This window comes from Bacillus sp. NPDC077027 (genome assembly GCF_050269555.1).
Taxonomy (GTDB): domain Bacteria; phylum Bacillota; class Bacilli; order Bacillales; family Bacillaceae; genus Bacillus.
In genome coordinates this window covers 482348-506071 of sequence record NZ_JBNNIO010000003.1, presented here as the reverse complement: position 1 = coordinate 506071, position 23724 = coordinate 482348, and the positions used below count along the sequence as shown (strand labels likewise).

General features: G+C 39.1%; 25 protein-coding genes. 11 read left to right on the top strand and 14 right to left on the bottom strand.

From position 1 onward, the window contains the following. Positions 1–17 precede the first annotated feature (17 nt). On the bottom strand, positions 18–1340 hold the full coding sequence (locus ACQKEZ_RS13060; RefSeq protein WP_427301956.1) for a PhoH family protein: 1323 nt from the start codon (positions 1338–1340) through the stop codon (positions 18–20). 141 nt (positions 1341–1481) lie between these two features. On the opposite strand from ACQKEZ_RS13060, the gene ACQKEZ_RS13055 reads away from it, so the two are divergent. Then, a complete protein-coding gene (locus tag ACQKEZ_RS13055; protein WP_427301388.1) occupies positions 1482–2090 on the top strand; it encodes a YhcN/YlaJ family sporulation lipoprotein in 609 nt (202 codons plus the stop codon). Between the two features lie 107 nt (positions 2091–2197). Next, positions 2198–2425, top strand: a complete 228-nt coding sequence (locus ACQKEZ_RS13050) for a YlaI family protein (protein WP_427301387.1) — start codon at positions 2198–2200, stop codon at positions 2423–2425. Between the two features lie 29 nt (positions 2426–2454). Here the strand turns inward: ACQKEZ_RS13050 and ACQKEZ_RS13045 are convergent, their stop codons facing one another. Next, the gene (locus ACQKEZ_RS13045; RefSeq protein WP_427301954.1) at positions 2455–2730 is read right to left on the bottom strand and encodes a YlaH-like family protein; all 276 of its coding nucleotides are present in this window, start codon (positions 2728–2730) and stop codon (positions 2455–2457) included. Between the two features lie 97 nt (positions 2731–2827). After that, complete coding sequence (gene typA / locus ACQKEZ_RS13040) at positions 2828–4666, bottom strand: translational GTPase TypA (RefSeq protein WP_427301385.1); 1839 nt, start codon at positions 4664–4666, stop codon at positions 2828–2830. Positions 4667–4780: 114 nt separating this feature from the next. Between typA and ACQKEZ_RS13035 the strand changes: the two genes are divergently transcribed. Both ACQKEZ_RS13035 and ACQKEZ_RS13030 read left to right on the top strand, forming a co-directional pair. Beyond that, positions 4781–4960 (top strand): DUF5325 family protein, encoded by a 180-nt coding sequence (locus ACQKEZ_RS13035; protein ID WP_427301383.1) that lies wholly within the window; start codon positions 4781–4783, stop codon positions 4958–4960. A gap of 275 nt (positions 4961–5235) precedes the next feature. Next, positions 5236–5871: a hypothetical protein gene (locus tag ACQKEZ_RS13030; protein WP_427301381.1), complete on the top strand. Its 636-nt coding sequence runs from the start codon at positions 5236–5238 to the stop codon at positions 5869–5871. 439 nt (positions 5872–6310) lie between these two features. Here the strand turns inward: ACQKEZ_RS13030 and ACQKEZ_RS13025 are convergent, their stop codons facing one another. After that, the gene (locus ACQKEZ_RS13025; RefSeq protein ID WP_427301379.1) at positions 6311–7117 is read right to left on the bottom strand and encodes an inositol monophosphatase family protein; all 807 of its coding nucleotides are present in this window, start codon (positions 7115–7117) and stop codon (positions 6311–6313) included. Between the two features lie 132 nt (positions 7118–7249). After that, complete coding sequence (locus tag ACQKEZ_RS13020) at positions 7250–7438, bottom strand: hypothetical protein (RefSeq protein ID WP_427301377.1); 189 nt, start codon at positions 7436–7438, stop codon at positions 7250–7252. Between the two features lie 290 nt (positions 7439–7728). Here ACQKEZ_RS13020 and ACQKEZ_RS13015 point away from each other — a divergent pair, with 290 nt between their 5' ends. Next, entirely contained in the window at positions 7729–8364 is a 636-nt protein-coding gene (locus tag ACQKEZ_RS13015; RefSeq protein ID WP_427301376.1) for a DUF1054 domain-containing protein, read from the top strand. Between the two features lie 26 nt (positions 8365–8390). Here the strand turns inward: ACQKEZ_RS13015 and ACQKEZ_RS13010 are convergent, their stop codons facing one another. Further along, positions 8391–8660 (bottom strand): UPF0223 family protein, encoded by a 270-nt coding sequence (locus ACQKEZ_RS13010; RefSeq protein WP_427301375.1) that lies wholly within the window; start codon positions 8658–8660, stop codon positions 8391–8393. Between the two features lie 194 nt (positions 8661–8854). On the opposite strand from ACQKEZ_RS13010, the gene ACQKEZ_RS13005 reads away from it, so the two are divergent. After that, on the top strand, positions 8855–10327 hold the full coding sequence (locus tag ACQKEZ_RS13005) for an aminotransferase class I/II-fold pyridoxal phosphate-dependent enzyme (RefSeq protein ID WP_427301373.1): 1473 nt from the start codon (positions 8855–8857) through the stop codon (positions 10325–10327). A gap of 46 nt (positions 10328–10373) precedes the next feature. Here the strand turns inward: ACQKEZ_RS13005 and ACQKEZ_RS13000 are convergent, their stop codons facing one another. Beyond that, complete coding sequence (locus ACQKEZ_RS13000) at positions 10374–10493, bottom strand: GapA-binding peptide SR1P (protein WP_427301371.1); 120 nt, start codon at positions 10491–10493, stop codon at positions 10374–10376. 301 nt (positions 10494–10794) lie between these two features. Here ACQKEZ_RS13000 and ACQKEZ_RS12995 point away from each other — a divergent pair, with 301 nt between their 5' ends. Beyond that, entirely contained in the window at positions 10795–11193 is a 399-nt protein-coding gene (locus ACQKEZ_RS12995) for a hypothetical protein (protein WP_427301370.1), read from the top strand. 75 nt (positions 11194–11268) lie between these two features. Here the strand turns inward: ACQKEZ_RS12995 and lpdA are convergent, their stop codons facing one another. The 5 genes from lpdA to ACQKEZ_RS12970 all read right to left on the bottom strand — a co-directional run bounded on the left by lpdA (position 11269) and on the right by ACQKEZ_RS12970 (position 17308). Further along, on the bottom strand, positions 11269–12681 hold the full coding sequence (lpdA, locus tag ACQKEZ_RS12990) for a dihydrolipoyl dehydrogenase (protein WP_427301369.1): 1413 nt from the start codon (positions 12679–12681) through the stop codon (positions 11269–11271). A 4-nt stretch (positions 12682–12685) separates the two neighbouring features. Then, positions 12686–14026 (bottom strand): dihydrolipoamide acetyltransferase family protein, encoded by a 1341-nt coding sequence (locus ACQKEZ_RS12985; protein WP_427301367.1) that lies wholly within the window; start codon positions 14024–14026, stop codon positions 12686–12688. A 108-nt stretch (positions 14027–14134) separates the two neighbouring features. Further along, positions 14135–15112 carry a pyruvate dehydrogenase complex E1 component subunit beta gene (gene pdhB / locus ACQKEZ_RS12980; RefSeq protein WP_427301365.1) on the bottom strand — a complete coding sequence of 326 codons (978 nt, stop codon included), beginning with the start codon at positions 15110–15112 and terminating at the stop codon, positions 14135–14137. A 3-nt stretch (positions 15113–15115) separates the two neighbouring features. After that, positions 15116–16231: a pyruvate dehydrogenase (acetyl-transferring) E1 component subunit alpha gene (gene pdhA, locus ACQKEZ_RS12975; RefSeq protein ID WP_427301363.1), complete on the bottom strand. Its 1116-nt coding sequence runs from the start codon at positions 16229–16231 to the stop codon at positions 15116–15118. Between the two features lie 408 nt (positions 16232–16639). Then, positions 16640–17308 (bottom strand): YkyA family protein, encoded by a 669-nt coding sequence (locus ACQKEZ_RS12970; RefSeq protein WP_427301362.1) that lies wholly within the window; start codon positions 17306–17308, stop codon positions 16640–16642. A gap of 230 nt (positions 17309–17538) precedes the next feature. On the opposite strand from ACQKEZ_RS12970, the gene ACQKEZ_RS12965 reads away from it, so the two are divergent. Next, positions 17539–17727, top strand: coding sequence for a YjcZ family sporulation protein (locus ACQKEZ_RS12965; RefSeq protein ID WP_427301952.1), 189 nt, complete (start codon positions 17539–17541; stop codon positions 17725–17727). A 111-nt stretch (positions 17728–17838) separates the two neighbouring features. After that, positions 17839–18393, top strand: coding sequence for a peptide deformylase (gene def, locus ACQKEZ_RS12960; protein WP_427301360.1), 555 nt, complete (start codon positions 17839–17841; stop codon positions 18391–18393). 196 nt (positions 18394–18589) lie between these two features. Here def and ACQKEZ_RS12955 read toward each other — a convergent pair whose 3' ends face one another. Beyond that, positions 18590–19366, bottom strand: coding sequence for a Cof-type HAD-IIB family hydrolase (locus ACQKEZ_RS12955; protein ID WP_427301358.1), 777 nt, complete (start codon positions 19364–19366; stop codon positions 18590–18592). Between the two features lie 410 nt (positions 19367–19776). Between ACQKEZ_RS12955 and ACQKEZ_RS12950 the strand changes: the two genes are divergently transcribed. Both ACQKEZ_RS12950 and rnjA read left to right on the top strand, forming a co-directional pair. Then, a complete protein-coding gene (locus ACQKEZ_RS12950) occupies positions 19777–19986 on the top strand; it encodes a DNA-dependent RNA polymerase subunit epsilon (RefSeq protein WP_427301356.1) in 210 nt (69 codons plus the stop codon). Positions 19987–19991: 5 nt separating this feature from the next. After that, a complete protein-coding gene (gene rnjA / locus ACQKEZ_RS12945; protein WP_427301354.1) occupies positions 19992–21659 on the top strand; it encodes a ribonuclease J1 in 1668 nt (555 codons plus the stop codon). A 93-nt stretch (positions 21660–21752) separates the two neighbouring features. Here rnjA and ade read toward each other — a convergent pair whose 3' ends face one another. Further along, on the bottom strand, positions 21753–23483 hold the full coding sequence (gene ade / locus ACQKEZ_RS12940) for an adenine deaminase (RefSeq protein ID WP_427301352.1): 1731 nt from the start codon (positions 23481–23483) through the stop codon (positions 21753–21755). Positions 23484–23724 lie beyond the last annotated feature (241 nt).

The following is a 23724-nucleotide window of genomic DNA, read 5'->3' as shown; positions in this document are numbered from 1 at the left end:
AAACGACAAGGTCTGGGTTACAGAAGGTCTGCTGCCAACTGTGCAAGCCCGGACCTTTCTCCTTTGACAAGCTTGACATGTCCCGAAATTTGCTGTTCTTTAAATCGTTCTATGACGTACATAAGCCCATTATTTAAACTATCCAAATACGGATGGTCAATTTGTTCGGGATCACCCATCAGCACAATTTTACTCCCTTCCCCCACACGTGTGAGGAGCGTTTTCACTTCATGTTTTGTGAGATTTTGCGCCTCATCAATAATAATAAATTGATCTGGAATACTTCTCCCTCTAATATATGTGAGCGCCTCTACTTGAATGGAGCCAATTCCAGCTAAAATGGCATCTAATTCACCTGATTTTTTTGTGTTAAACAAAAATTCAAGGTTATCAAAAATGGGCTGCATCCATGGGCGCAGTTTTTCTTCTTTCTCACCTGGTAAATACCCCAAATCCTTGCCAACAGGCACAATGGAGCGAGCGACTATCAGCTTTTTGTACATCCCAAGATCCTCTGTTTGCATAAGCCCTGCTGCAAGTGCAAGCAACGTCTTACCTGTTCCCGCTTTACCTATTAAGGTCACAAGCGGTATATCCCGCCGCAAAAGCAACTCAAGCGCCATTGTTTGTTGAACATTTTTTGGACGAATTCCCCATACATGCTCTTGATCATAGACAAGGCGTTTAATTTGATTGCTCTTGTGATCCACCATCCCAATTGCAGAACCGCCCTCAGCACCCTTCATCAGGACAAATTGATGCGGATATAAAGGGTATGTGGAGACCTCTTCCACTGACAATTGATTTTGTTGATAGAATATGTTCATTTGATCTGTATCAATATAAATATCAAGATAACCATTATCAATGTCTTCATTTTGTACCACTCGATCACTTAGAAAATCCTCCGCTTGCAGCCCAATGGCATCGGCTTTTACACGGACAAGCACATCCTTGCTTACTAAAATAACAGGACGGCCATCTGGTTTTGTTTCTTCTTCTAAGCATAAGTTTTTTGCAACAGCCAAAATTCGATTATCATTCGTCTTCTCAACGAAAATCTCCTGAAGCTGATGAAAAGAACGATGATTCAGTTCAATGCGTAGAGTCCCTTTTGACTCTAACGTAATTTTCTCATGAAGTTTTCCCTTTGTGCGTAAGCCGTCAATCAGGCGTGAGACGCGACGGGCATTTTGTCCAACCTCGTCCATATATCTTTTTTTCGAATCGACTTCTTCTAACACGACAGCCGGAATAACCACCTCATTGTCTTCAAATGAAAAGATTGAATTCGGATCCTGTAATAACACGTTTGTGTCTAATACATAGATTTTACTCAGGTCCTTCGCCTCCTGATTGGGGTTTCATTCATCCTTGTCTTTTCTAAAACAATTGTTAAAATATATGTTTTCATGAATAAAGTTAGAAGGTTAATTCAACAATAAAATAAATATCGAAGTTTGTGAAGGAGGGACCATCAAATGCGTACGATATTGACGATAATGATCATTCAATCGCTTATCTTACTAGGTGCTTGTCAGCAACAAGAAAAACATGAAAATGCAAACGAAAACCGCACAAAGCTGATTCACGTGTCTGATTCTTCAAAGAAAAAAACAGAGAACTTTTCATCACAAGAGGTGGCTAAACACCTTGTCAGCGTCACAAAACATGTGGCAGATGTGAATGATGCAACAGCAGTTGTTGTTGGAAAATATGCAGTTGTTGGTATAGATGTAAAGGATGACTTAGACAGAAGCAAGGTTGAAACGATTAAATATTCTGTTGCAAAAGCACTTAAAAATGATCCAAATGGAGCAAACGCAGTTGTTGTAGCAGATCCTGACACAGTCAGCCGTTTAAAACAAATGGGAAAAGAAATACAAGAAGGTCGTCCTGTTAGCGGAATTATGGACGAGCTTGCCGCCATTGTCGGTCGAGTGATGCCAGAAATGCCAAATAATGAAATGAAACGAAATGAAAAAGACCCTACCAACGATGCCAATAATCAGCTAAAACAAAAGGATCAAAACAAACTAAAAGAGGATCAAAACGATCAGTCAAACCATCATATGAAGCAAAAAGATTAGTGTGAGCGGCTTATATCTGAACTGGTATAAGCCTTTTCTGTTGTCCATTTAATTTACAACGCAAAGCGTGCTATAATATGTACAAGTAAGTAAGTGGGGTGAAGACGGTGAGAGTGAAATGCTCGATATGCGACAAACTTGAAACCATTGATGACGATACATTAGTAGCCAAGCGGTTAAGAAATAGACCGATTCATACATACATGTGTTCTGATTGTCATGAGAGAATTAAAGTAAAGACTGAAAATCGGATCAAAACTGGCCATTTCTCCCTTTATCAAGATCCAACGATCAAAGAGAAGCCGAAAAGATTAAAAAAAGAACAACAAACATAAAAAAGACCTGATATTTTATCAGGTCTTTTTTACACGGTTCCCTCTTTTTTTGCACGATGCAAACGAATTTTATAAATAATTAAAATCGCCGCAGCCACAACAAGGCCTTCTGCTACTGGCAGGAATATGCCTAGAAATGTTAAGAACGTGCAACCAAATATAAGAAACAAATAAATAATTGCTGCTTTTAAAATCGGCAATCGTCTGGCGAATCCGAGCTTAAAAACAAGAATAGCTAAAGCAAGGATGGTTCCGTACAAGAACCACATCCCTGCTTGCGGATTTTCATCGACATGATATAACATGGCGAAAAATGACAGATTTTCACTTACTTCAGCTTCATTCAAAAAGATTCCCTCCCCTTTTGTTTTAAGGGTGCTATCTTTTTACTTCTGCATGAAATTAAGATAATCCTGCTATCTTTTTCTTCTTCGCTGATTTCTCACGCTCGTTTTTATCAAGGATTTTCTTTCTTAAACGAATAGATTCAGGTGTTACTTCACAATATTCATCTTCGTTTAAGTACTCAAGAGATTCCTCAAGTGACATAATACGCGGTTTTTTCATACTCACTGTTTGATCTTTTGTTGCTGAACGGACGTTTGTCTGCTGTTTCATACGGCTTACGTTAACGACTAGGTCATTTTCACGGTTATGTTCACCAACAATCATTCCTTGGTACACTTCTGTACCTGGCTCAACAAAGATCACACCACGCTCTTCTACACCTTGAATTCCGTATGCTGATGCTTTTCCAGTTTCCATTGATACAAGCACACCTTGACGACGTCCACCAACTTGACCAGACTGCATCGGCTGATAACTATCAAATGTATGGTTTAAAATACCAAATCCTCTAGTCAACGAAAGGAATTCAGTTGAATATCCAATTAAACCACGAGAAGGAACAGTGAAGATCAAACGCACTTGACCATTACCATTGTTGATCATGTCGATCATTTCACCTTTTCTCGCGCCCATGGATTCCATAACAGAACCCGTATGTTCTTCTGGCACATCAATTTGTACACGTTCAACAGGCTCACAGCGTACACCGTCAATTTCTCTTACGATAACCTCTGGTTTTGATACCTGTAATTCAAAGCCTTCACGTCTCATATTTTCAATTAAAATAGACAAGTGAAGCTCTCCACGACCAGAAACAACCCATGCATCAGGTGAAGCAGTAGGTTCAACACGAAGACTTACATCTGTTTGAAGTTGCTGTTGTAATCTCTCTTCAATTTTACGAGAAGTCACATATTTCCCTTCACGACCTGCAAATGGGCTGTTGTTAACGACAAACGTCATTTGAAGTGTTGGTTCATCAATACGAAGGACTGGTAGTGCTTCTTGATGTTCGACAGGACATACCGTTTCACCTACGTTAATATCCTCCATACCTGAAACTGCTACAAGATCCCCAGCTCTCGCTTCTTCAATTTCAACTCTTTTTAGACCTTGGAAACCGAAAATTTTTGTCACACGAAATTGCTTGACAGAACCGTCATTTTTCATTAAAGCAACTTGTTGACCTACTTTCATCGTCCCTCTAAATACACGTCCAATTCCAATACGACCAACATAATCGTTGTAGTCCAGTAGTGCTACTTGGAATTGAAGCGGTTCTTCATGGTTATCGATTGGACTTGGGATATGTCCAACAATTGCTTCAAATAAAGCTTCCATGTTTTCATCCTGTTTGCTTGCATTATTACTTGCTGTTCCATTGATAGCAGAAGCATAGACAACTGGGAATTCAAGCTGTTCTTCAGATGCATCTAATTCAATGAACAAATCGAGGACTTCATCTATGACTTCCTCTGGACGGGCAAAGTCACGGTCAATTTTGTTCACAACCACAATCGGTGTTAAGTTTTGTTCAAGTGCTTTCTTTAGTACGAAACGTGTTTGTGGCATACAGCCTTCATATGCATCAACGACTAGAAGAACACCATCAACCATTTTCATGATACGTTCAACTTCACCACCGAAATCGGCGTGTCCTGGTGTATCCAAAATATTAATACGAGTATCTTTATAATGAATCGCAGTGTTTTTTGCTAATATCGTAATACCGCGTTCACGCTCTATATCATTTGAGTCCATAGCTCTTTCTGCGATGTTTTCATTCGCGCGGAAAGTTCCAGCTTGATGTAACAATTGGTCCACAAGCGTTGTTTTACCATGGTCAACGTGGGCAATAATTGCGATGTTGCGAAGGTCTTTTCGAAGTTTCACATTTTCATCTCCTAAAATAATTAGATAACTTTCATATTATATCACACATCCCCTTTAAAAACCGACCGTTTTTCTGTAAACTTATATTAAGTCTAAAAAAAGGGATGGAGACAAATGAAACAATTAAAAATGCTTCTATTATTATGTGCTTTATTAGCAGTTGTCAGTATGGCTTTTATTGGGGTATCCATTGCTGAAAAAAACATGCTAGGAATCATAGGTAGTATGGTTTTTGTCATTATTTTTATGGGAACAGGATTTACATTAAAAAGAAAATTAAACGCGCAATCATAAATTTCTTAAAAACTTCTACATTTTACTGTAGAAGTTTTTCTTTTTTGTCAACTAAAACAAGTCCATTATCCTATGTTTTCAACTTTTTACTTATTTTACATAAGGTATACACTTGGCAAACATGAGAATTAAGATCTTTAACAAATTTCACCAAAGTGATTTATAGTTCTCCAATCATACACAAGATGTTACATTTACCCTATTCTTTTCATGTTGTATCCCGTGGTATATTGTTCTTGCAACAAAATTTAACAGAAAAGGGAGAGAAAAGAAACATGAAGAAGTTTTTGAGCAAGTCGCTCAGCTCTGTTGTATTTTTCGCTTTAGCAATCATTCTTACTTTCACAACAGTAGCTCCTGGGCAAGCACAAGCTGCAACATTCAAAGGGATTCCTTTTGAGCAGCAAGAAGCCATTAAGAATCTATTGGAGAAAAACGGTCGCGTTATCAACATCCTTATTAGCTCATTTGTTGAGGAGGACAACAGCTACACATTCGATGTAAACAAAGCGATTGAGCTTGGTCTTACTGAAGAAGAAGCTGCTACTGCAGAAAAATTCTTAGATCGTGCTGCTGTACTTACAATTGTTTTCAGTGAAAGTATCACTAAAAACGAAAAAGGAAAATTAGAATTTGACGCGAAAAAAGCTGTTGAGCTTGGTCTTACTGAAGATGAAGCTGCAAAATTTGAAAAACTTTTCAAATCAGTTTTCAAAATCGTTGATCTTGTTAGTGACGCACTAGTTCTTGACAAAAAAGGTAATGTTGTAATCGATTCTAAAGTCGCTAAAAGCCTTGGCTTTAGCTCAACTGAATTACTTGTGGTTAATCAACTTTTGAAAAAAATTCCACAAGAACAACTTAAAATGGCTTACGATGCAATTCAAATTGCTAAAGAAAAATTAAACTAAGCTCCCAACCCCCTCTCTGGTTTTCACCAGTGGGGGGGTTTTATGATTTGATCCAGTATAGAACGATCATCAAAAGAGATACACAATGTACCCCTGTTGCTTTGCGAAGTAACGAAGTAACTGCATGCAGGTAATATCGTTCTTCAACTATTATCCCCTATTCACCTCACGAACCAGCTCTTTAGCACTTTCAAATCATGATTTAGCTACCCTCATATTTTAAAAAATTGTTCGCCGCTTCTCTATAGCCCCCCTCTATATAGAGCCGCAGTCATTCTTCCATGAGAAAACAACTCATGATTTGAACTCGATTTCATATTCAGTTCTAACTCATTTCTTGATATACATGATGCATCGCTGAAAAATAGCTGCTTACCTATAAAATTTTATATTGTCTGATAAAAAAACACTTCATTAAAAAATGAAGTGTTTTTGCAGACTATGACTGCTTTTTGTTGCCTTTTACATAGTCATGAATGATTTTTTCACAGATTGTGCGGTTGCCTGCGACGATGCTATGTTTTTCAAGAAAACGAAGTGGCTCTCCGCGTATATTCGAGTATACAGCACCTACTTCATCAAGCAGCACACATCCTGCTGCATAATCCCATGGAGAGAGGCGCAAAGTGACATAGGCATCGCTTCTACCACTCGCAATATAGGCAAGCTCAAGTGCAGCTGAGCCAATGTTTCGTGTCCCACGTACGTCTCGGACGAGTCTTGCAAATGGCTTGGCATCAAACTTCGGGCTTTCAATGACCCAAGTTGGATTAATGCCTACGATTGCCTTTTCAATTAGCACGTTTTTTAACGGCAAAAGCTCTGTTTCATTCATATAAGCGCCTTTTCCTTTAAATGCATGGTATAGTTCATCATGAATCACATCATAGATGAGTCCGATTTTTCCGACACCATTTTCAAATATTCCAATTGAAATGGCAAAATTACGTTTTTGATGCACAAAATTCATTGTTCCATCAATTGGATCAATAATCCATACAATGCCATCGAGCGAGGTCACCTGTTCTCCTTGACCTTCTTCCCCTAAAATACGATGATCGCTGAATATTGATTGAATTCTTTCGATGAAAAACCGCTCTGTTTCCCTATCAATATTTGTAACGAGATCGTTTGGATTTGATTTTGTTTCGATTGATAGACCTTCTTGCATGGATTTTTTAATGCGGCTTCCCGCCTCTTTGACCCACTGCTTTGCAAGCCGGTCAATTTCCACCCAGTTTGTCATCTGCCTGCAAACCTCTTTTCTATGTATTTCCTATTTGTATTAGCATACTGATATTATGTACGTAAAAGCAAGAAAAAAGCAGCTGCATATAAAAACGAACCGATGTATTGGTTCGTTTTCACCTCACCTGTTTCAACCTTGAAGCTGCTCCCATTCTTTTCTTAGGCGCTCAAGCTTCCGTTTGCTTTGGTCAATTTGGGATTCGTTTTCTTGTTCGATGGCTTCATGGAGAGTTGAAAGTTCGTAATCAACCTCTAATCTCCAAACAGCGATGCGATTCGTTTTCTCTTGTCGGTACCCCTGCTTCACGATTTGCTTCATTGTTCAACGCCCCTTCCAGAGAATGATTCCTTCTTTGCCCTGTTCAATTAGCTAATCATCAGTCATATGAGATAAACAGTTCTTGCTTATATCGTATGAAGCTAACGGATAACCGTAACGTCATTCTGAAAATTGTGTTTTCACCTATTTTATCTGTACCACAAAACACATCATTTTAAACATAAAATGTGCGAAGGCACCAGTCTCTTCCTACTTGAAATGCATCTTTTTTTGAGCTTGACCGAAGCTATGATAAAATACAATCAGCGAATGATAACAGGAGGCAAAACATGAGTGAATTCCGATTTAGAGAAGAAGATTTTGATACGTTTACAGTAGACGGCTTAGAGGAACGGATGACAATATTAAAAGAAAGAGTGAGACCAAAACTTGAAGCACTTGGTGAACATTTTGCTCCTCTTCTTTCTTCCATTACGGGTGATGAAATGTATGTACATGTTGCAAAGCATGCTAGAAGATCAGTCAACCCGCCAGATGATTCTTGGGTAGCGTTTGCTAACAGTAAACGCGGATATAAAAAACTTCCTCATTTCCAAATTGGGCTATGGAAAACGCATGTGTTTGTTTGGTTTGCCCTCATATACGAGTCTCCCGTCAAAGGCGAGTATGGTCAATTATTTGAAAAACAGTTGGACACCATAAAAAAAGAAATTCCAAAGGATTTTGTTTGGTCAAAAGATCATATGAAACCAGATGTCTTGCGCCATAGCGAACTAGATGATGAGCAACTCAAAACATTGTTTGAACGCGTTCAAACAGTGAAAAAAGCTGAGCTGTTATGCGGAATTCAATTACCAAAAGAAGAAGTGGTTCAAATGAATAATGAAGTGTTTTTATCAAAAATTGAAGAAGCATTTCATACCCTTGCGTTTCTCTATCGGTTTACACATAAAGAATCCGTTTAAAAAACGAGCCTTCATCGGCTCGTTTTTTACATACGTATGAGCGCAGTCTCTTCTGCTTCTCTTGCTGTTTTTACTGTTCGGTAAGCAGAATATCCGCTTCCTTTCTCAAAAGCCGCACAGTGCGTTTTTTCCTCTGATTTGGCTGGTACAACCTTTTTAAAATGTTGATAAGCATTTAGTAATTCTTTGGCTGAAATGCCTTTTTCATAAGCTTTTTCAACCGCTTGAAAAAAAGCAATAACCGCTAGTTTCTCCTCAGTTGTCCATTCGACATCCATCGGATATTGATATTCCATTTCACATGTCCCTCACTTTAATTTTTCCACTTTGTTCTTGCGTTTTTATTATAACATTGATTGCTTAAAGAACCGATTGATTTTGTGCTTTACAATCTGAGCAGTTCATAATATAATTCTTTTGTTTTATGCAATGAAACCCGCTGTTTATTGGCATAATAACAGCAGGTATTTCGATGAAGGTGGGAAAGCAATTGTCACAACACGATACACCCTTATACACTGGACTAAAAAAGCATGCATCTAAAAATCCAGTACAATTTCATATTCCTGGTCATAAAAAAGGAGCAGGTATGGATCCTGAGTTTCGTTCATTTATTGGAGACAACGCTTTAAGTATTGATCTAATTAATATAGAACCTCTTGACGATTTACATTCACCTAAAGGGATCATTAAAGAAGCACAAGATTTAGCAGCAGAAGCGTTTGGTGCAGACCACACATTCTTCTCCATACAAGGAACAAGCGGTGCCATTATGACAATGGTCATGTCTGTGTGTGGCCCTGGGGACAAAATCATTATTCCTCGCAATGTCCACAAATCCATTATGTCTGCCATTGTATTTTCTGGTGCGATTCCGATCTTTATTCATCCTGAAATTGATAAAGAACTTGGTATTTCTCACGGGATTACGCCTGAATCAGCGAAAAAAGCGCTGACAGAACACCCTGATGCAAAAGGGCTTCTTGTCATTAATCCAACATATTTTGGCATCTCAGCCGATTTGAAGACGATTGTTGACATCGCTCATTCCTTTGATGTTCCAGTCCTTGTTGATGAAGCCCACGGTGCTCACATCCATTTTCACGAGAAACTTCCACTTTCTGCGATGCAGGCTGGTGCCGATATGGCAGCAACAAGTGTGCATAAACTTGGAAGCTCACTTACTCAGAGCTCCATTTTGAATATGAAGGAAGGATTGGTTTCAAAAGATCGTGTTCTTTCGATATTAAGTATGCTTACGACGACGTCGACTTCATATTTGCTACTTGCATCACTGGATGTGGCAAGAAAGCGACTAGCCATAGAGGGCAAAGCTTTAATAGATGAAGCAATTCGCTTAGCTGATTCCGCTAGGCATCGTCTGAATGAGATTGATGGCATCATTTGTGTTGGTGAAGACATTTTAGGTACAGCTTCTACATTCGATTATGATCCAACCAAACTCATCATTTCTGTTAAAGATCTTGGTCTGAATGGTCATGACGTAGAAAAATGGTTACGAGAAAGCTATAATATTGAAGTTGAATTATCGGATTTATACAATATTTTATGTATTGTGACACCTGGCGATACAGAAGAGACAATTGAAGCACTTGTTTCCGCTTTAAAAGAAGTTGCGTCAATATCATCTCATGATGCAAAAAGACGTACACCAACTGAAGTGCTTTTGCCTGACATTCCATCTCTAGCGATGACACCACGAGATGCATTTTATGCCACAACAGAAATGATTCCACTTAAAGAAGCAGTCGGACGAATCACCGCTGAATTTGTGATGGTCTATCCACCTGGAATCCCTATTTTTATTCCTGGAGAAATTATTTCGGAAGAGAACATTTCATATATCTTTAAAAACATGGAGATTGGTCTTCCTGTTCAAGGTCCTGAAGATTCGACATTAGAAATGATTCGAGTAATCAAAGAGCAAAGACCTATCTTATAATGAAAAAAGAAGCATGTAGCCTCTTAGCTACATGCTTCTTCTTATTTTATTCAGCAGCTTCATCAAAGCAATAACAATGACCGCAAGTTCCGTAAAGAGTCGTCACTTTCTCATTTTCGAATTGATCAATGGTTTCATTGCAATCTTGACAAACGATTGTACCCAATGTACATTCCCCTTTTCTCAAGTGATGGTTGAAAGCGTTTTAATATTTTCATATTTCTATAATATGATGTCACATTGGAGTTGTCAACGATATATTGTATGTCACATTTAATCATTTTAAATAAAATACGCTATTCCACTAACGATATAGGCGAATTTTTCAAATGTGTTTTTATTCATATCAATTCTGTAACAATTGGGTAACAATCCTAAATTGCGAAAAGAACCGTGATACACTAGAGTCATTAACAAGGAATCAATTCCTAAATTTGTTGGTACAACCCCAAAGGATAAAATTTGAGGTGAATAGATTGATTTTTTTCAGGGCGCTTCTCGCCACATTTCCCCTACTACTTATACTTAGCTCATGCTCACTTGCATATATTATACCGAACAAAACGGATCAAGTTGCAAACATTCAAAAGCCGAGAGTCTTATTTTTTACAGATGCTGAAAATCTCGATAAAGAAAGCCCTTATTACGATGCCGTACTTGAACTTAAAAATCAGTACCCAAATGAAATGGCAAAGATGATTGTGAAAGAGGATCGAAAAGGCTGGAAAAATGAAGTAGACGAGGTTCCTGCTATTTTACTTGTGAATGAAGAGAAAGTGATTGTGAAAGTAGAAGGAAATGTCCGAAATAAGGAAGACATCTTATCACCATTTTGTCATGCGCTCGATCAAGTCAAGACCAACTAATTGGTTGCATTGCACTTATATAGATCATTATGAAAAAACCCCTCATGATATGAGGGGTTTTCATTTTATGTGCGATTATTTTACGATATGGATTGGGCTACCAATAGCTACTTCAGCCGTTTCCATTGTAATTTCACCAAGTGTTGGGTGAGCATGGATCGTCATAGCGATATCTTCAGCTGTTACACCTGCTTCAATTGCAAGGCTAAGCTCTGAAATCATATCAGAAGCGCCTACACCTGCAATTTGTGCACCGATAACAAGGCCATCTTCTTTACGAGTGATCATTTTCATGAAGCCATCTGTAGCATCAAGAGAAAGTGCACGTCCATTTGCACCAAATGGGAATTTCGCTGCAACGATGTCGATTCCTTCTTCTTTCGCTTGCGCTTCACTATAACCAACTGTTGCAAGTTCTGGCTCAGAGAAGACAACAGCAGGAATACCTAGATAATCAATTTCAGCTGGCTCTCCAGCGATTGCTTCAGCTGCAATTTTACCTTCATAAGAAGCTTTGTGTGCAAGTGGAGGTCCATCAACGATATCACCAATTGCAAAGATGTTAGAAACGTTTGTGCGGCACTGTTTGTCCGTTTTCACAACGCCACGATCAGTCAATTCAACACCAACTTGCTCAAGACCAAGTTCATCTGTGTTTGGACGACGACCAACTGTTACAAGAACGTAATCCGCATCAACTGTTTTCTCTTCACCTTTCACTTCAAATGTTACTGTAACGCCATCTTCTTTTTCTACAACGCCTTTTGCAAGAGCGTTTGTATGAATTTCAACGTTCCCTTTTTTCTTCAAGTTACGTTTCACAAGAGAGCTCATTTGCTTTTCGAAACCTGGAAGGATTTCGTCTCCTCCTTCAAGGATGACAACTTCTGTTCCAAAGTTTGCGTAAGCTGTACCAAGCTCTGTACCGATGTATCCGCCACCGATGACAACTAACTTTTTAGGTACTTCTTTCAATGCAAGAGCACCAGTTGAGTTAATCACACGCTCAGTGTATTTAAATGCAGGCAATTCAATTGGACGAGAACCAGTTGCAAGGATTGCATTTTTGAAAGTGTAAGTCTGAGCTGAGTTTTCATCCATGACACGAACAGAGTTGCTGTCTACGAAATAAGCTTCACCTTTCACAATGTCAACTTTATTTCCTTTAAGAAGACCTTGCACTCCACCAGTTAATTTGTTGACTACAGAAGCTTTCCATTCTTGGACTTTTGTAAAATCAACTGTTACGTTCTCAGCTTTGATACCCATATCTTCAGAATGCTTCGCATTTTCATAACGGTGTCCAGCATTGATTAATGCTTTTGAAGGAATACAACCAACGTTAAGACAAACACCGCCAAGCGTTCCTTTTTCAACGATTGTTACTTTTTGTCCAAGTTGAGCAGCACGAATAGCAGCTACATAACCACCAGGACCTGCACCGATGACAAGAGTATCTGTTTCAATTGGGAAATCTCCTACTACCATGACATTACGCCTCCATTAAAATTAATTGTGGATCATTCAGTAAACGCTTGATGTGGTTAAGGGCATTTTGCGCAGTAGCTCCGTCAATCATACGGTGGTCAAAGCTTAGGGAAAGAGCTAAGACAGGAGCTGCAACGATTTCGCCATCACGTACAATCGCTTTTTCTGCGATACGGCCGATACCAAGGATCGCCACTTCTGGGTGATTGATAACTGGTGTAAACCATTGTCCGCCAGCAGAACCGATGTTAGTGATTGTGCAAGATGCGCCTTTCATTTCAGCTGGAGCCAATTTACCATCACGTGCTTTTGTTGCAAGCTCATTGATTTCGTTAGAAACTTCAAAAATCGCTTTGCGATCAGTATTTTTCACAACTGGAACAAGCAAACCTTTTTCAGTGTCAGCTGCAATTCCGATGTTGTAATAATGTTTTTGAACAACTTCATCTGTTTTATCATCGATAGATGTGTTCAATACTGGATATTTCTTAAGTGCAGAAGTAAGAGCTTTCACAACGTAAGGCAAGTAAGTTAATTTGATTCCTTGATCAGCTGCAACTTGTTTGAATTGTTTACGATGTGCAACAAGGTTTGTTACGTCAATTTCATCCATCAATGTAACGTGTGGAGCTGTATGTTTAGAGTTCACCATTGCTTTTGCGATCGCTTTACGGATTCCGCTCATCTTCTCGCGAGTTTCTGGGAATTCTCCTTCAAGAACTGGAGCTGCTGCCGCTTTTGGAGTCGCTTCTTCTTTTGCACTTTCTGCTGCTTGAGGAGCTGCTTCTTGTGCTGAAGAACCACCGTTTACGAAGCTGTCGATATCTTCTTTTAGTACACGGCTGTTTTTACCAGTACCTGCTACTTTGTAAATTTCAACGCCTTTTTCACGTGCATATTTACGTACAGAAGGCATAGCAATTACGCGTTTATTCGGGTCAGCATCTGCTTGATCTTGTACGCCAGCGCCAGATGCTGCATCATCTGCTTGTGCAACTTCTTTCTTCTCAGGCTCGTTACCAGATTCAGCAGTTCCTTGAACTTGTGCTTCTGTTTTTGCGTCGCCTGACTCTTCTTCGCTACCTTTAAATTGAAGGTTTTCATAACCAGGTGCATCAAACGTAATGATTGTTGTTCCAACAGTTGCAACTGTTCCCTCTTCAACTTTTAATTCTAATACTTTTCCTTTAACAGGTGAAGGAATTTCTACAACTGCTTTATCGTTTTGTACCTCTGCTAACACGTCATCTTCATTTACTTCGTCGTTTGGCTTAACAAACCACTTAACGATCTCACCTTCGTGAATACCTTCTCCGATGTCCGGAAGTTTAAATTCAAATGCCACTGTTTTCGCCTCCTAGATTTGGTTCGTTCTTTGTTGTGCATTTCACACGTTCGTTTTGAGAATTGATAAAGGGGAAGAGAAATAAATTCTTTTCCCCTTGTCATTTAATTAAAATTCAAGAACTTTTTTAGCTGTTTCAAGCACGTCTTTATGGTTTGGAAGCCATACGGTTTCAGCTTGAGAGAAAGCAAAGACAGTATCAGGTGCAGTTACACGCAACACAGGTGCTTCTAAGCTAAGAATCGCTCTATCATTGATTTCAGCTACAACGTTTGCAGCAATACCTGCTTGTTTTTGAGCCTCTTGAACAACGATTGCGCGTCCTGTTTTTTCAACAGAAGCAATGATCGTTTCAATATCAAGTGGGCTAACTGTACGAAGGTCGATAACTTCAGCAGATACGCCTTCTTTTTCAAGTTCTTCAGCAGCTTTTAATGATTCGTGAACCATTGCACCATAAGTGATGATGGAAAGATCAGTTCCCTCACGTTTCACGTCAGCTTTACCAATTTCGATTGTGTACTCTTCTTCAGGAACTTCCTGACGGAAAGAGCGATATAGTTTCATATGCTCAAGGAATACAACTGGATCGTTGTCACGAATTGCTGAGATAAGCAACCCTTTTGCATCATAAGGTGTTGAAGGGATAACAACCTTAATACCAGGCTGTTGTGCAACAAGTCCTTCTAAGCTATCAGCGTGAAGCTCGGGAGTATGGACCCCACCACCAAATGGCGAACGGATTGTTACTGGAGAATGCCAGCGTCCACCTGAACGGTAACGCATACGAGCCATTTGTCCAGAAACAGAATCTAATACTTCATAAACGAATCCGAAGAATTGAATTTCCATAACTGGGCGGAATTCTTGTAGTCCAAGGCCAATTGCAAGACCGCCAATACCAGATTCAGCAAGCGGAGTATCAAAAACGCGATCCTCACCAAACTCTTTTTGCAATCCTTCAGTCGCACGGAATACGCCGCCGTTTAAACCAACGTCTTCTCCGAAAACGAGAACGTTTTCGTCATTTTTCAGTTCTGTGCGTAACGCATCAGTGATTGCTTGAATCATTGTCATTTGCGCCATGGCTTACTTCGACTCCTTCTGTTTGTAGATTTCAAGCTGTTCAACTAGGTTGTATGGTTGAACATCATGCATGTTTGCAATCAAGTCAGTTACTTTTTGCTTAGGTTGTTCATCTGCTTCTTTAATTGCTTGTTTGATTTGTTCCTTTGCATCTTCGATGACTTTATTCTCTTCTTCTTCAGACCATAGGCCTTTGTTTTCCAAGAATTTACGGTAGCGGATCAATGGATCTTTTTGCTCCCAGTCGTTTTCGATTTCTTTTGTACGATACTTCGTTGGGTCGTCACCAGCCATCGTGTGTGGACCATAACGGAATGTAAGAGTTTCGATAAGCGTCGGACCTTCACCGTTCACTGCACGCTCACGAGCTTCTGCTGTCGCTGCATACACAGCAAGTGCGTCCATACCGTCAACTTGGATACCTACGATACCAGCTGCGGCAGCTTTTTGTGCAATTGTTTGAGCAGATGACTGCTTTTCAACTGGAGTTGAGATTGCATATCTATTATTCTGCACAACAAAAATCGCTGGTGCCTTGTATGCTCCTGCGAAGTTGATTCCTTCGTAGAAGTCACCTTGTGAAGCTCCACCGTCACCAGTGTAGGTGATTGCTACTGCTTTTTTACCGCGTTTTTTCAAACCAAGTGCTACACCAGCAGCTTGGATGATTTGTGCACCGATAATGATTTGTGGAGAAAGTGCATTCACATCTTCAGGCATTTGGTTACCAACAAAGTGTCCACGAGAGAACAAGAATGCTTTCGCAAGTGGAAGACCGTGCCAAATCAATTGTGGAACATCACGATATCCTGGAAGAACGAAGTCTTCTTTTTCAAGTGCAAAGTGAGTTGCAAGTTGAGAAGCTTCTTGTCCAGCTGTTGGTGCATAGAAGCCAAGACGTCCTTGTCGGTTCAATGAAATTGAACGCTGATCTAATACTCGAGTAAACACCATACGGCGCATTAATTCTTTTAATTGGTCATCTGAAAGATCTGGCATTGCCGCTTCATTTACGACTTCGCCTTTTCCGTTTAAAATTTGAAACGTTTCAAACTGCTTTTTGATGGCATCAAATTGCTTTTTGCTATCAACGATTGTTTTTTTCGTTTTTGCAGCCATTCTAAAGTCACCTCTTCCTTTCTTATAACAGTCAATTTGTCGTGAATCCATTTATACATACAGAATTAGGATAACCCAAAATGTTCATATGACTCCATATACATAATCGCTACTTGGATTTGTCGAATCATCATATGTATGGGTCATGTTGAAGCCTTTTAAACTGTATTAACGATAGTTCACAAAAAACTAATACAACTTCTGTTAACAAGGACTAGTTTACAACAAGAAAAATACTCCGTCAATTGATTTAATGGCTTATTTTAAATAAATGTATTCGCTTTACATTTCATTCAGCGGTTTCACTTTATTCCCTCAAAATAGACATAACTGTACTAGTATAGAATGAACTGCTGTACTACAATAACCATTGTATGTTTTTGTCGAAAAATAAAAAAAGAGCTATTTTCAGCTCTTTTCTATCTCATAACCTGCTACTCGATATAAGGATTGCTTTTTTTGATTTAATTGATCGGTATAATCATTGAATTTCTTACTTTCTTTTCTCACCTTGCTGTATGTATGATTCACTGTTTTTAATTTTGTTTTTAGCTCCTGATATCCAAGGTCTTTCTTTTTGAAGGATTTGTATAACTTCTGATCGAGTTCCAGTGCCTTCTCATATTCACGATAAAGCTTATCGTAAGACTGATATCTTTTCTCCATTGACATGACCGTTTCTTTCGCTTTTTCTTTCATATCAGCATCCGCTATCCGCTCCGCTGACTCTTTCACAATATGAAATTCTTTTTTTGACTGGTCCATGCTTTCTTTTTCTGTTCTTAAATGTTTTTTCCGTTGTTTTGATAAGGCTAACGCTTGATTGGATAGGTTTGTGACTGTTTTCGTTTTATCCTTAGTTGTGTTGATCATGTCTTTGTATAGCTGCTGTTCCTTCTTTTCATAATCCATGAGTGAAGCTTGCTCCGTTTGAAACGGCTTCTCTTTTTCAGTGACTTTCTCCATTGCATCCTGCATTTCATTCAGTGGATTCTGACTACCACATCCAGCAAGAAGAAAGCTGCATATACCGGCTGCAATAAGGGCTGTTTTGACGCTTCGTTTTGTAAATCTCATCAACAAAATCCTCCTTATGTATCTAACTACCACTATAATTTCTCTGGGCGTTTGTGACAAGAAAGGATCATCGTTTTTTTCGTTTTCAGAAGATATTTTCTATCTATAGGCTCATGACTATACAATTGGTGCAGTTATACATAGTTTATATTACACGCTTCGCCTTCTAAGAAAGGCTGAGTGTATTTTCAAAGGAGGTCAAAATGATGTCTAATTATAGTCACGGTAGCATGTATGGTGGATATGGTGGATATGGTGGATATGGCGGTGGATACGGCGGTGGCTGTTGTTATCCAAGTTATGGTGGTGGATACGGTGGAGGATACGGCGGTGGACGTACATTTGCTTTAATCGTTGTATTGTTCATCCTTCTAATCATCGTAGGCGCAGCATTTTTAGGCGGCGGCTGCGGCTGCTAACGGCTGTTTAGCCTCTGACCGGTCAAAGTGACCGGTCTTCTTTAATTCATTGCATATGTGGCGTTTCATTTTATATACTTTACATACATAAGGAAATAGGAGTGAAGTTTTGTGATTACCATGGACGATATTGTACGAGATGGTCACCCCGTCTTAAGAAAGACAGCAGAAACGGTTCAGCTTCCGCCAACTGAAGAAGAAAAACAACTTTTAGCAAGCATGATTGAGTTTGTGAAAAATAGTCAAGATGAAGAATTGGCTGAAAAACATGAGTTAAGACCTGGGGTTGGTTTAGCTGCTCCACAAATTAACATTAGCAAAAGAATGATAGCTGTTCATTGCGAGGATGAGGAAGGACAATTATATAGCTATGCTTTATTTAACCCTCGAATTGTCAGTCATTCTGTCAAAAGAAGCTATTTGTCAACTGGTGAGGGCTGTCTTTCTGTAGATGAGGCGATTCCAGGATTTGTTCCACGTTATGCGAAGATACGTATTAAAGCAACAACACTTGAAGGAGAAGACATTGATATTCGTTTAAAAGGTTTTCCTGCGATTGTATTTCAGCATGAGATCGATCACTTAAATGGCGTGATGTTTTACGATCATATTAACAAAGAGAACCCGTATGCTGAACCAGAAAATTCTGTTGCGATTGGACGTTAGAAAAAGACCCCTGTCAAAATAGACAGACTTAAATAGACGATGTAGCCAGTGCGACACGATATTGCAACCCAAGTACACTGGCTACATCGTTTTTGAAGTCTTTTATGATTCTACTCATATATGTCATTGAGTGAATAACAACATAAAATCCCCTCTAAGTAGAGGGGATAAAACCATTTTCAAGTGTCTTATTCAGTTATTGTGATAAACCTAACTTGTTCACTGCATATAAAATACCATCTTCATCGACCGACTTTGTGACAAAATCAGCAAGTTCTTTCAATTCATCTACTGCATTTCCCATCGCTACGCCTGTCCCAACGAATTCAATCATTTCTCGATCATTTAATCCATCTCCAAATGCAACTGTATCTTCTACTCCGAAAGGAAGACGCTCAATGACATGTTTGACGCCTTCTGCTTTCGAGCCCCCTTTTGGCAAAATGTCAGTAGCGAGTTCATGCCATCTTACAAGGTCGATTGCATCATGGAATGCTTCATATTGCGTTTCTTCTTCTTGTTTACAAAACAGAAGAAGCTGAAAAATTTCATTCTCTTTAAAGAAACTTACATCATGCTCGGGATGTTCCGTTTTTAACGTACCAATGCCTTCATGAATAAACGGATGATTTAGAACAGATGCTTTCATCGTTTTTTCTCCCATAAATACTAGCGGATGATCGCGTCTTTCTGCTACTTCATATATTCGCTCAATTAGCTCTTGATCAATTAGGTTTCGGTAAATCACTTTTCCTTCGTAAACAACAAATTGCCCATTATAAGCAACAAATGAGTCAAGCTCTAGCTCTTCTAAAATCGGTGCAATTAAAAAAGGTGAGCGTCCGGATGCAATAAATAAATGATGCCCTTTTTCTTTAAGGATTTTTACTGCTTGTTTCGTCGAATTAGGTATACGTTTATCGTGATCATATAAAGTACCATCAATATCAAAGAAGATGACTTTTTTATTCATATCTAAGTCTCCTGTCCCTTCGTTATGTATGCCATGTATTTATTTTTTCTTATACTCATCATACAGAAAGATACCATTTGAGAAAACCTTTTGACTGCGAAAACACTTATTCCCACATTTAACCATGTAACAATCAGGACATTCATCATATAATACAAGTATAAAGAGATCATGGATACTTCGGCTGTTTATAACCCCATTATTGAAGGGAGGAATTTAAGATGCTACGCCGTCTCCGCAAAAAATTTAGAAGACAATGGAAGGACATGCTTCGTAAAAAATCCATTGCATAACAAGGATCTTCCGCACATTTGCAGGAGGTCCTTTTTTCTCAAGTCTTTTCTTATGGGCGTTTTTTTAATATAATAGAATAAGCGAGTGTAACATACGGTATTTAAGGAGAGATTTGGATGATATATAAGGTATATTATCAGGCGAGCAACACTGAGGTACCTATTAGAGAAAACACAGATTCACTATACGTTGAAGCGGCTTCCGAAAGAGAAGTTCGTGATAAGTTAAAAAAACATAACTACAATATTGAATTCGTTCAGCCTGTAGACAGTGCTTTTTTAGACTACGAACGAGAAAGTGAAAATTTTAAAGTATTGGAGCTATGAGAGGAATGAAATTTGTAAAAAATGATCAGGCGGCTGTTTTTGCTCTCGGCGGTTTAGGCGAGATCGGTAAAAACACGTATGGCGTTCAATTTCAAGATGAAATCATTTTAATTGATGCGGGTATTAAATTCCCTGAAGATGAGCTTCTTGGTATTGACTACGTCATTCCTGACTATACGTATTTAGTTAAAAATGAAGACAAAATTAAAGGTCTTTTTATTACACACGGACACGAAGACCACATTGGGGGCATCCCCTATCTTCTCAAACAAGTGAATATTCCAGTTTACGGAGGCAAACTCGCAATCGGCCTCTTGCGCAACAAATTGGAAGAACATGGTTTACTTAGACAAACCAAACTTCACACGTATGAAGAAGATGACGTGATTAAATTTAGAAAGACAGCTGTCTCTTTCTTTAGAACGACGCACAGCATTCCAGATTCTTATGGCATCGTTGTAAAGACTCCACCTGGAAACATCGTACATACGGGTGATTTCAAGTTTGACTTTACGCCTGTTGGTGAACCTGCTAACTTAACGAAAATGGCTGAGATCGGAAAAGAAGGTGTTCTTTGCCTTCTATCAGATAGTACAAACAGTGAAATACCTGAATTTACGATGTCTGAAAGACGTGTAGGAGAAAGCATTGATGATATTTTTAGAAAAGTAGATGGTCGTATTATCTTTGCAACATTCGCTTCAAACATCCACAGACTACAACAAGTGATTGAATCTGCTGTATCAAACGGCAGAAAAGTAGCTGTATTTGGACGTAGTATGGAATCTGCTATTGATATTGGACAAGACCTTGGTTATATCAAATGTCCAAAAAACACATTTATTGAACATAATGAAATCAACCGACTTCCAGCAAATAAAGTCACGATACTTTGTACTGGAAGCCAAGGTGAACCGATGGCAGCATTATCAAGAATTGCCAACGGTACACACCGCCAGATTTCAATTATCCCTGGTGATACAGTTGTATTCTCATCATCACCAATCCCAGGCAACACGATCAGTGTGAGTCGTACGATTAACCAGCTTTATCGTGCTGGCGCAGAAGTGATCCATGGTTCACTCAACAACATTCACACATCAGGTCATGGTGGGCAAGAAGAACAAAAACTTATGCTTCGTTTAATCAAGCCTAAGTTCTTTATGCCAATCCATGGGGAATACAGAATGCAAAAAACGCATATTAAACTTGCGACAGATTGCGGGATCCCTGAAGAAAATTGCTTCATTATGGATAACGGTGAAGTGCTTGCACTGAAAGGTGAAGAAGCAAGTATCGCTGGTAAAATCCCATCAGGTAACGTATATATCGATGGTAGTGGCATTGGTGATATCGGAAATATCGTCTTAAGAGATCGACGTATTCTTTCAGAAGAAGGCCTTGTTATTGTAGTGGTCAGCATGGACATGAAAGAATTTAAAATTTCTGCCGGTCCTGATTTAATTTCAAGAGGGTTTGTTTATATGAGAGAATCTGGTGACCTCATTAACGATGCACAGGACCTTATTTCTAAACATCTTGAAAAAGTAATGGAGCGTAAAACAACACAGTGGTCTGAAATTAAAAATGAAATTACTGACACACTTGCGCCGTTCTTGTATGAAAAAACAAGACGACGCCCAATGATTTTACCGATTATCATGGAAGTGTAAGCAGTCGAGGAGGCATTCCCGTTTTGGGATGCCTCCTTTTTTCTTTCAGACACGAAACAACCGCATGCTATTCAGCATGCGGTTGTTTTAAATTTATGATTGGATGTCTAGGTGTTTAAAGGATGTGACATCAAACAATCCTTTAGTTGTCATTTTGACATCTGGAATGACGGGCAATGCTAAGAATGACAATGTTAAGAACGGATTAAAGTCTGATGTAAAGCCTGTGTCTCGTAATGCCTCGTGGAGCGTATGAAGGCTGTCATTTACCTCACTAGCAGACTGATCAGATAAAAGTCCAGAAATCGGCAAGGGGAGCGTATGCAATGAACGTCCACCGTTCACAACCGTTAAACCGCCTCCTACCTCTTTTAAAACTTCAATGGCTTTCATAATATCCTTATCATTTGTTCCTACAGCAATCAAGTTATGCGAATCATGTGCAACTGTTGTTGCGATTGCACCTTCTTTTAATCCAAACCCTGTCACAATGCCTACACCAATTTCATGTAGTCCTTTATGGCGTTCAACAAGGACAATTTTCAATAAATCTTTCTTGATGTTGCTCGTAAATTGAGCACAATTTTCATCTGGCTCTACTTGCTTCAGCTTTGTTTCAAGCTGATTTGGAATAATGCGAATGACGTTCAAATTCTTTTTAGGTTGAAGAGGAATTGACAAGTCTTCGGTTTTCACATCAACTGTATGAACAGAATTCATGAGCTGTGGGTCAGGTATCACTCTTTCTACCTTTTGATTGTACTCACCATTTTGTGCAACCAAGTGGCCATTCATAAATACATCAGTAATCTGTACTTTGTGCAGGTCAGAAATGAGCATAAAATCTGCATCATATCCTGGTGCAATGGCTCCTTTCGTTTTGAGCCCGTAGCATTCAGCAGCATTTAAACTGCCCATTTGATAGGCTAAAAATGGATCTAGACCTTCAGCGATCGACATTCTTATTTGTTCATCAATGCTTCCTTGTGAAATCAGATCGTCTAAATGCTTATCATCTGTACAGAAGAAAAAACGTCTTGCATTTTTAGCATTTACAGCAGGCAATACTCGTTTCACATTTTTGGCAACCGATCCTTCACGAAGCATGACATACATCCCTCGCCTCACACGATCAAGTGCTTCTGATGCTGTTGTCACTTCATGATCTGTCTGAACATGTGCCGTTCGGTATACATTGATCAATCGGTCTGTTAAACCTGCTAAGTGACCATCAATTAATTTGCCGTGGTTGTGTGCATCCAAAAGCTTTTGTAACATATCACTTTCAGCTTGTTCTACCGCCACATAATCCATGACTTCCGCAAGCCCTAGCACTTCTTCTTCTTGATAAAGGGGCGCTAAATCCTTCGCCTTTAAGACAGCACCAGATCGTTCAAAACTCACTGCTGGGACACAGGAAGGAAGCATAAAATAAATATTTAAAGGGGCTTTCCTCGCTTCTTCTAACATAAAGCGAATGCCAGCAACACCTGATACATTTGCGATTTCATGCGGATCTGTAATGACGCTTGTCACACCATGGGGAACCACAGCTTTGGAAAATTCAGCGGGGGTAACCATTGAGGATTCAATATGAACATGACCATCAATAAAACCTGGAACAAGCATTTGACCAGATGCGTCTATTACCTGCTCTCCCTCATACTCACCAATACCTACTATTTTACCGCTTTCGACAGCGACATCTGCTTCGATCCATTCTTGGTTAAATACATCCATAATTTTCGCATGTTTAATCACAAGGGCTGCTTTTTTCCGCTCTGCAGCAACCTCAATTTGATGACTGAAAAGCTCCTTATCCAACAACAACTGCCTCCTCCAAGTAAACATATATAATGTTTCTTATCGTATACGAATCTCCCTGTCCAGTCAATGAAATTTAGAGAAATTGACTATGGAAAAAAGCTCGATTTTTCATTTCAGAAAAATGATAATATAATGAAAAAAACACTTTTTTCTAAGGCTTTTGTTCTACAGGTTTCATCGACTCAAAAAGCGTTGACTCACCTAAGATAAAGGGAGTGCCATTCCTTCACAAACGGAC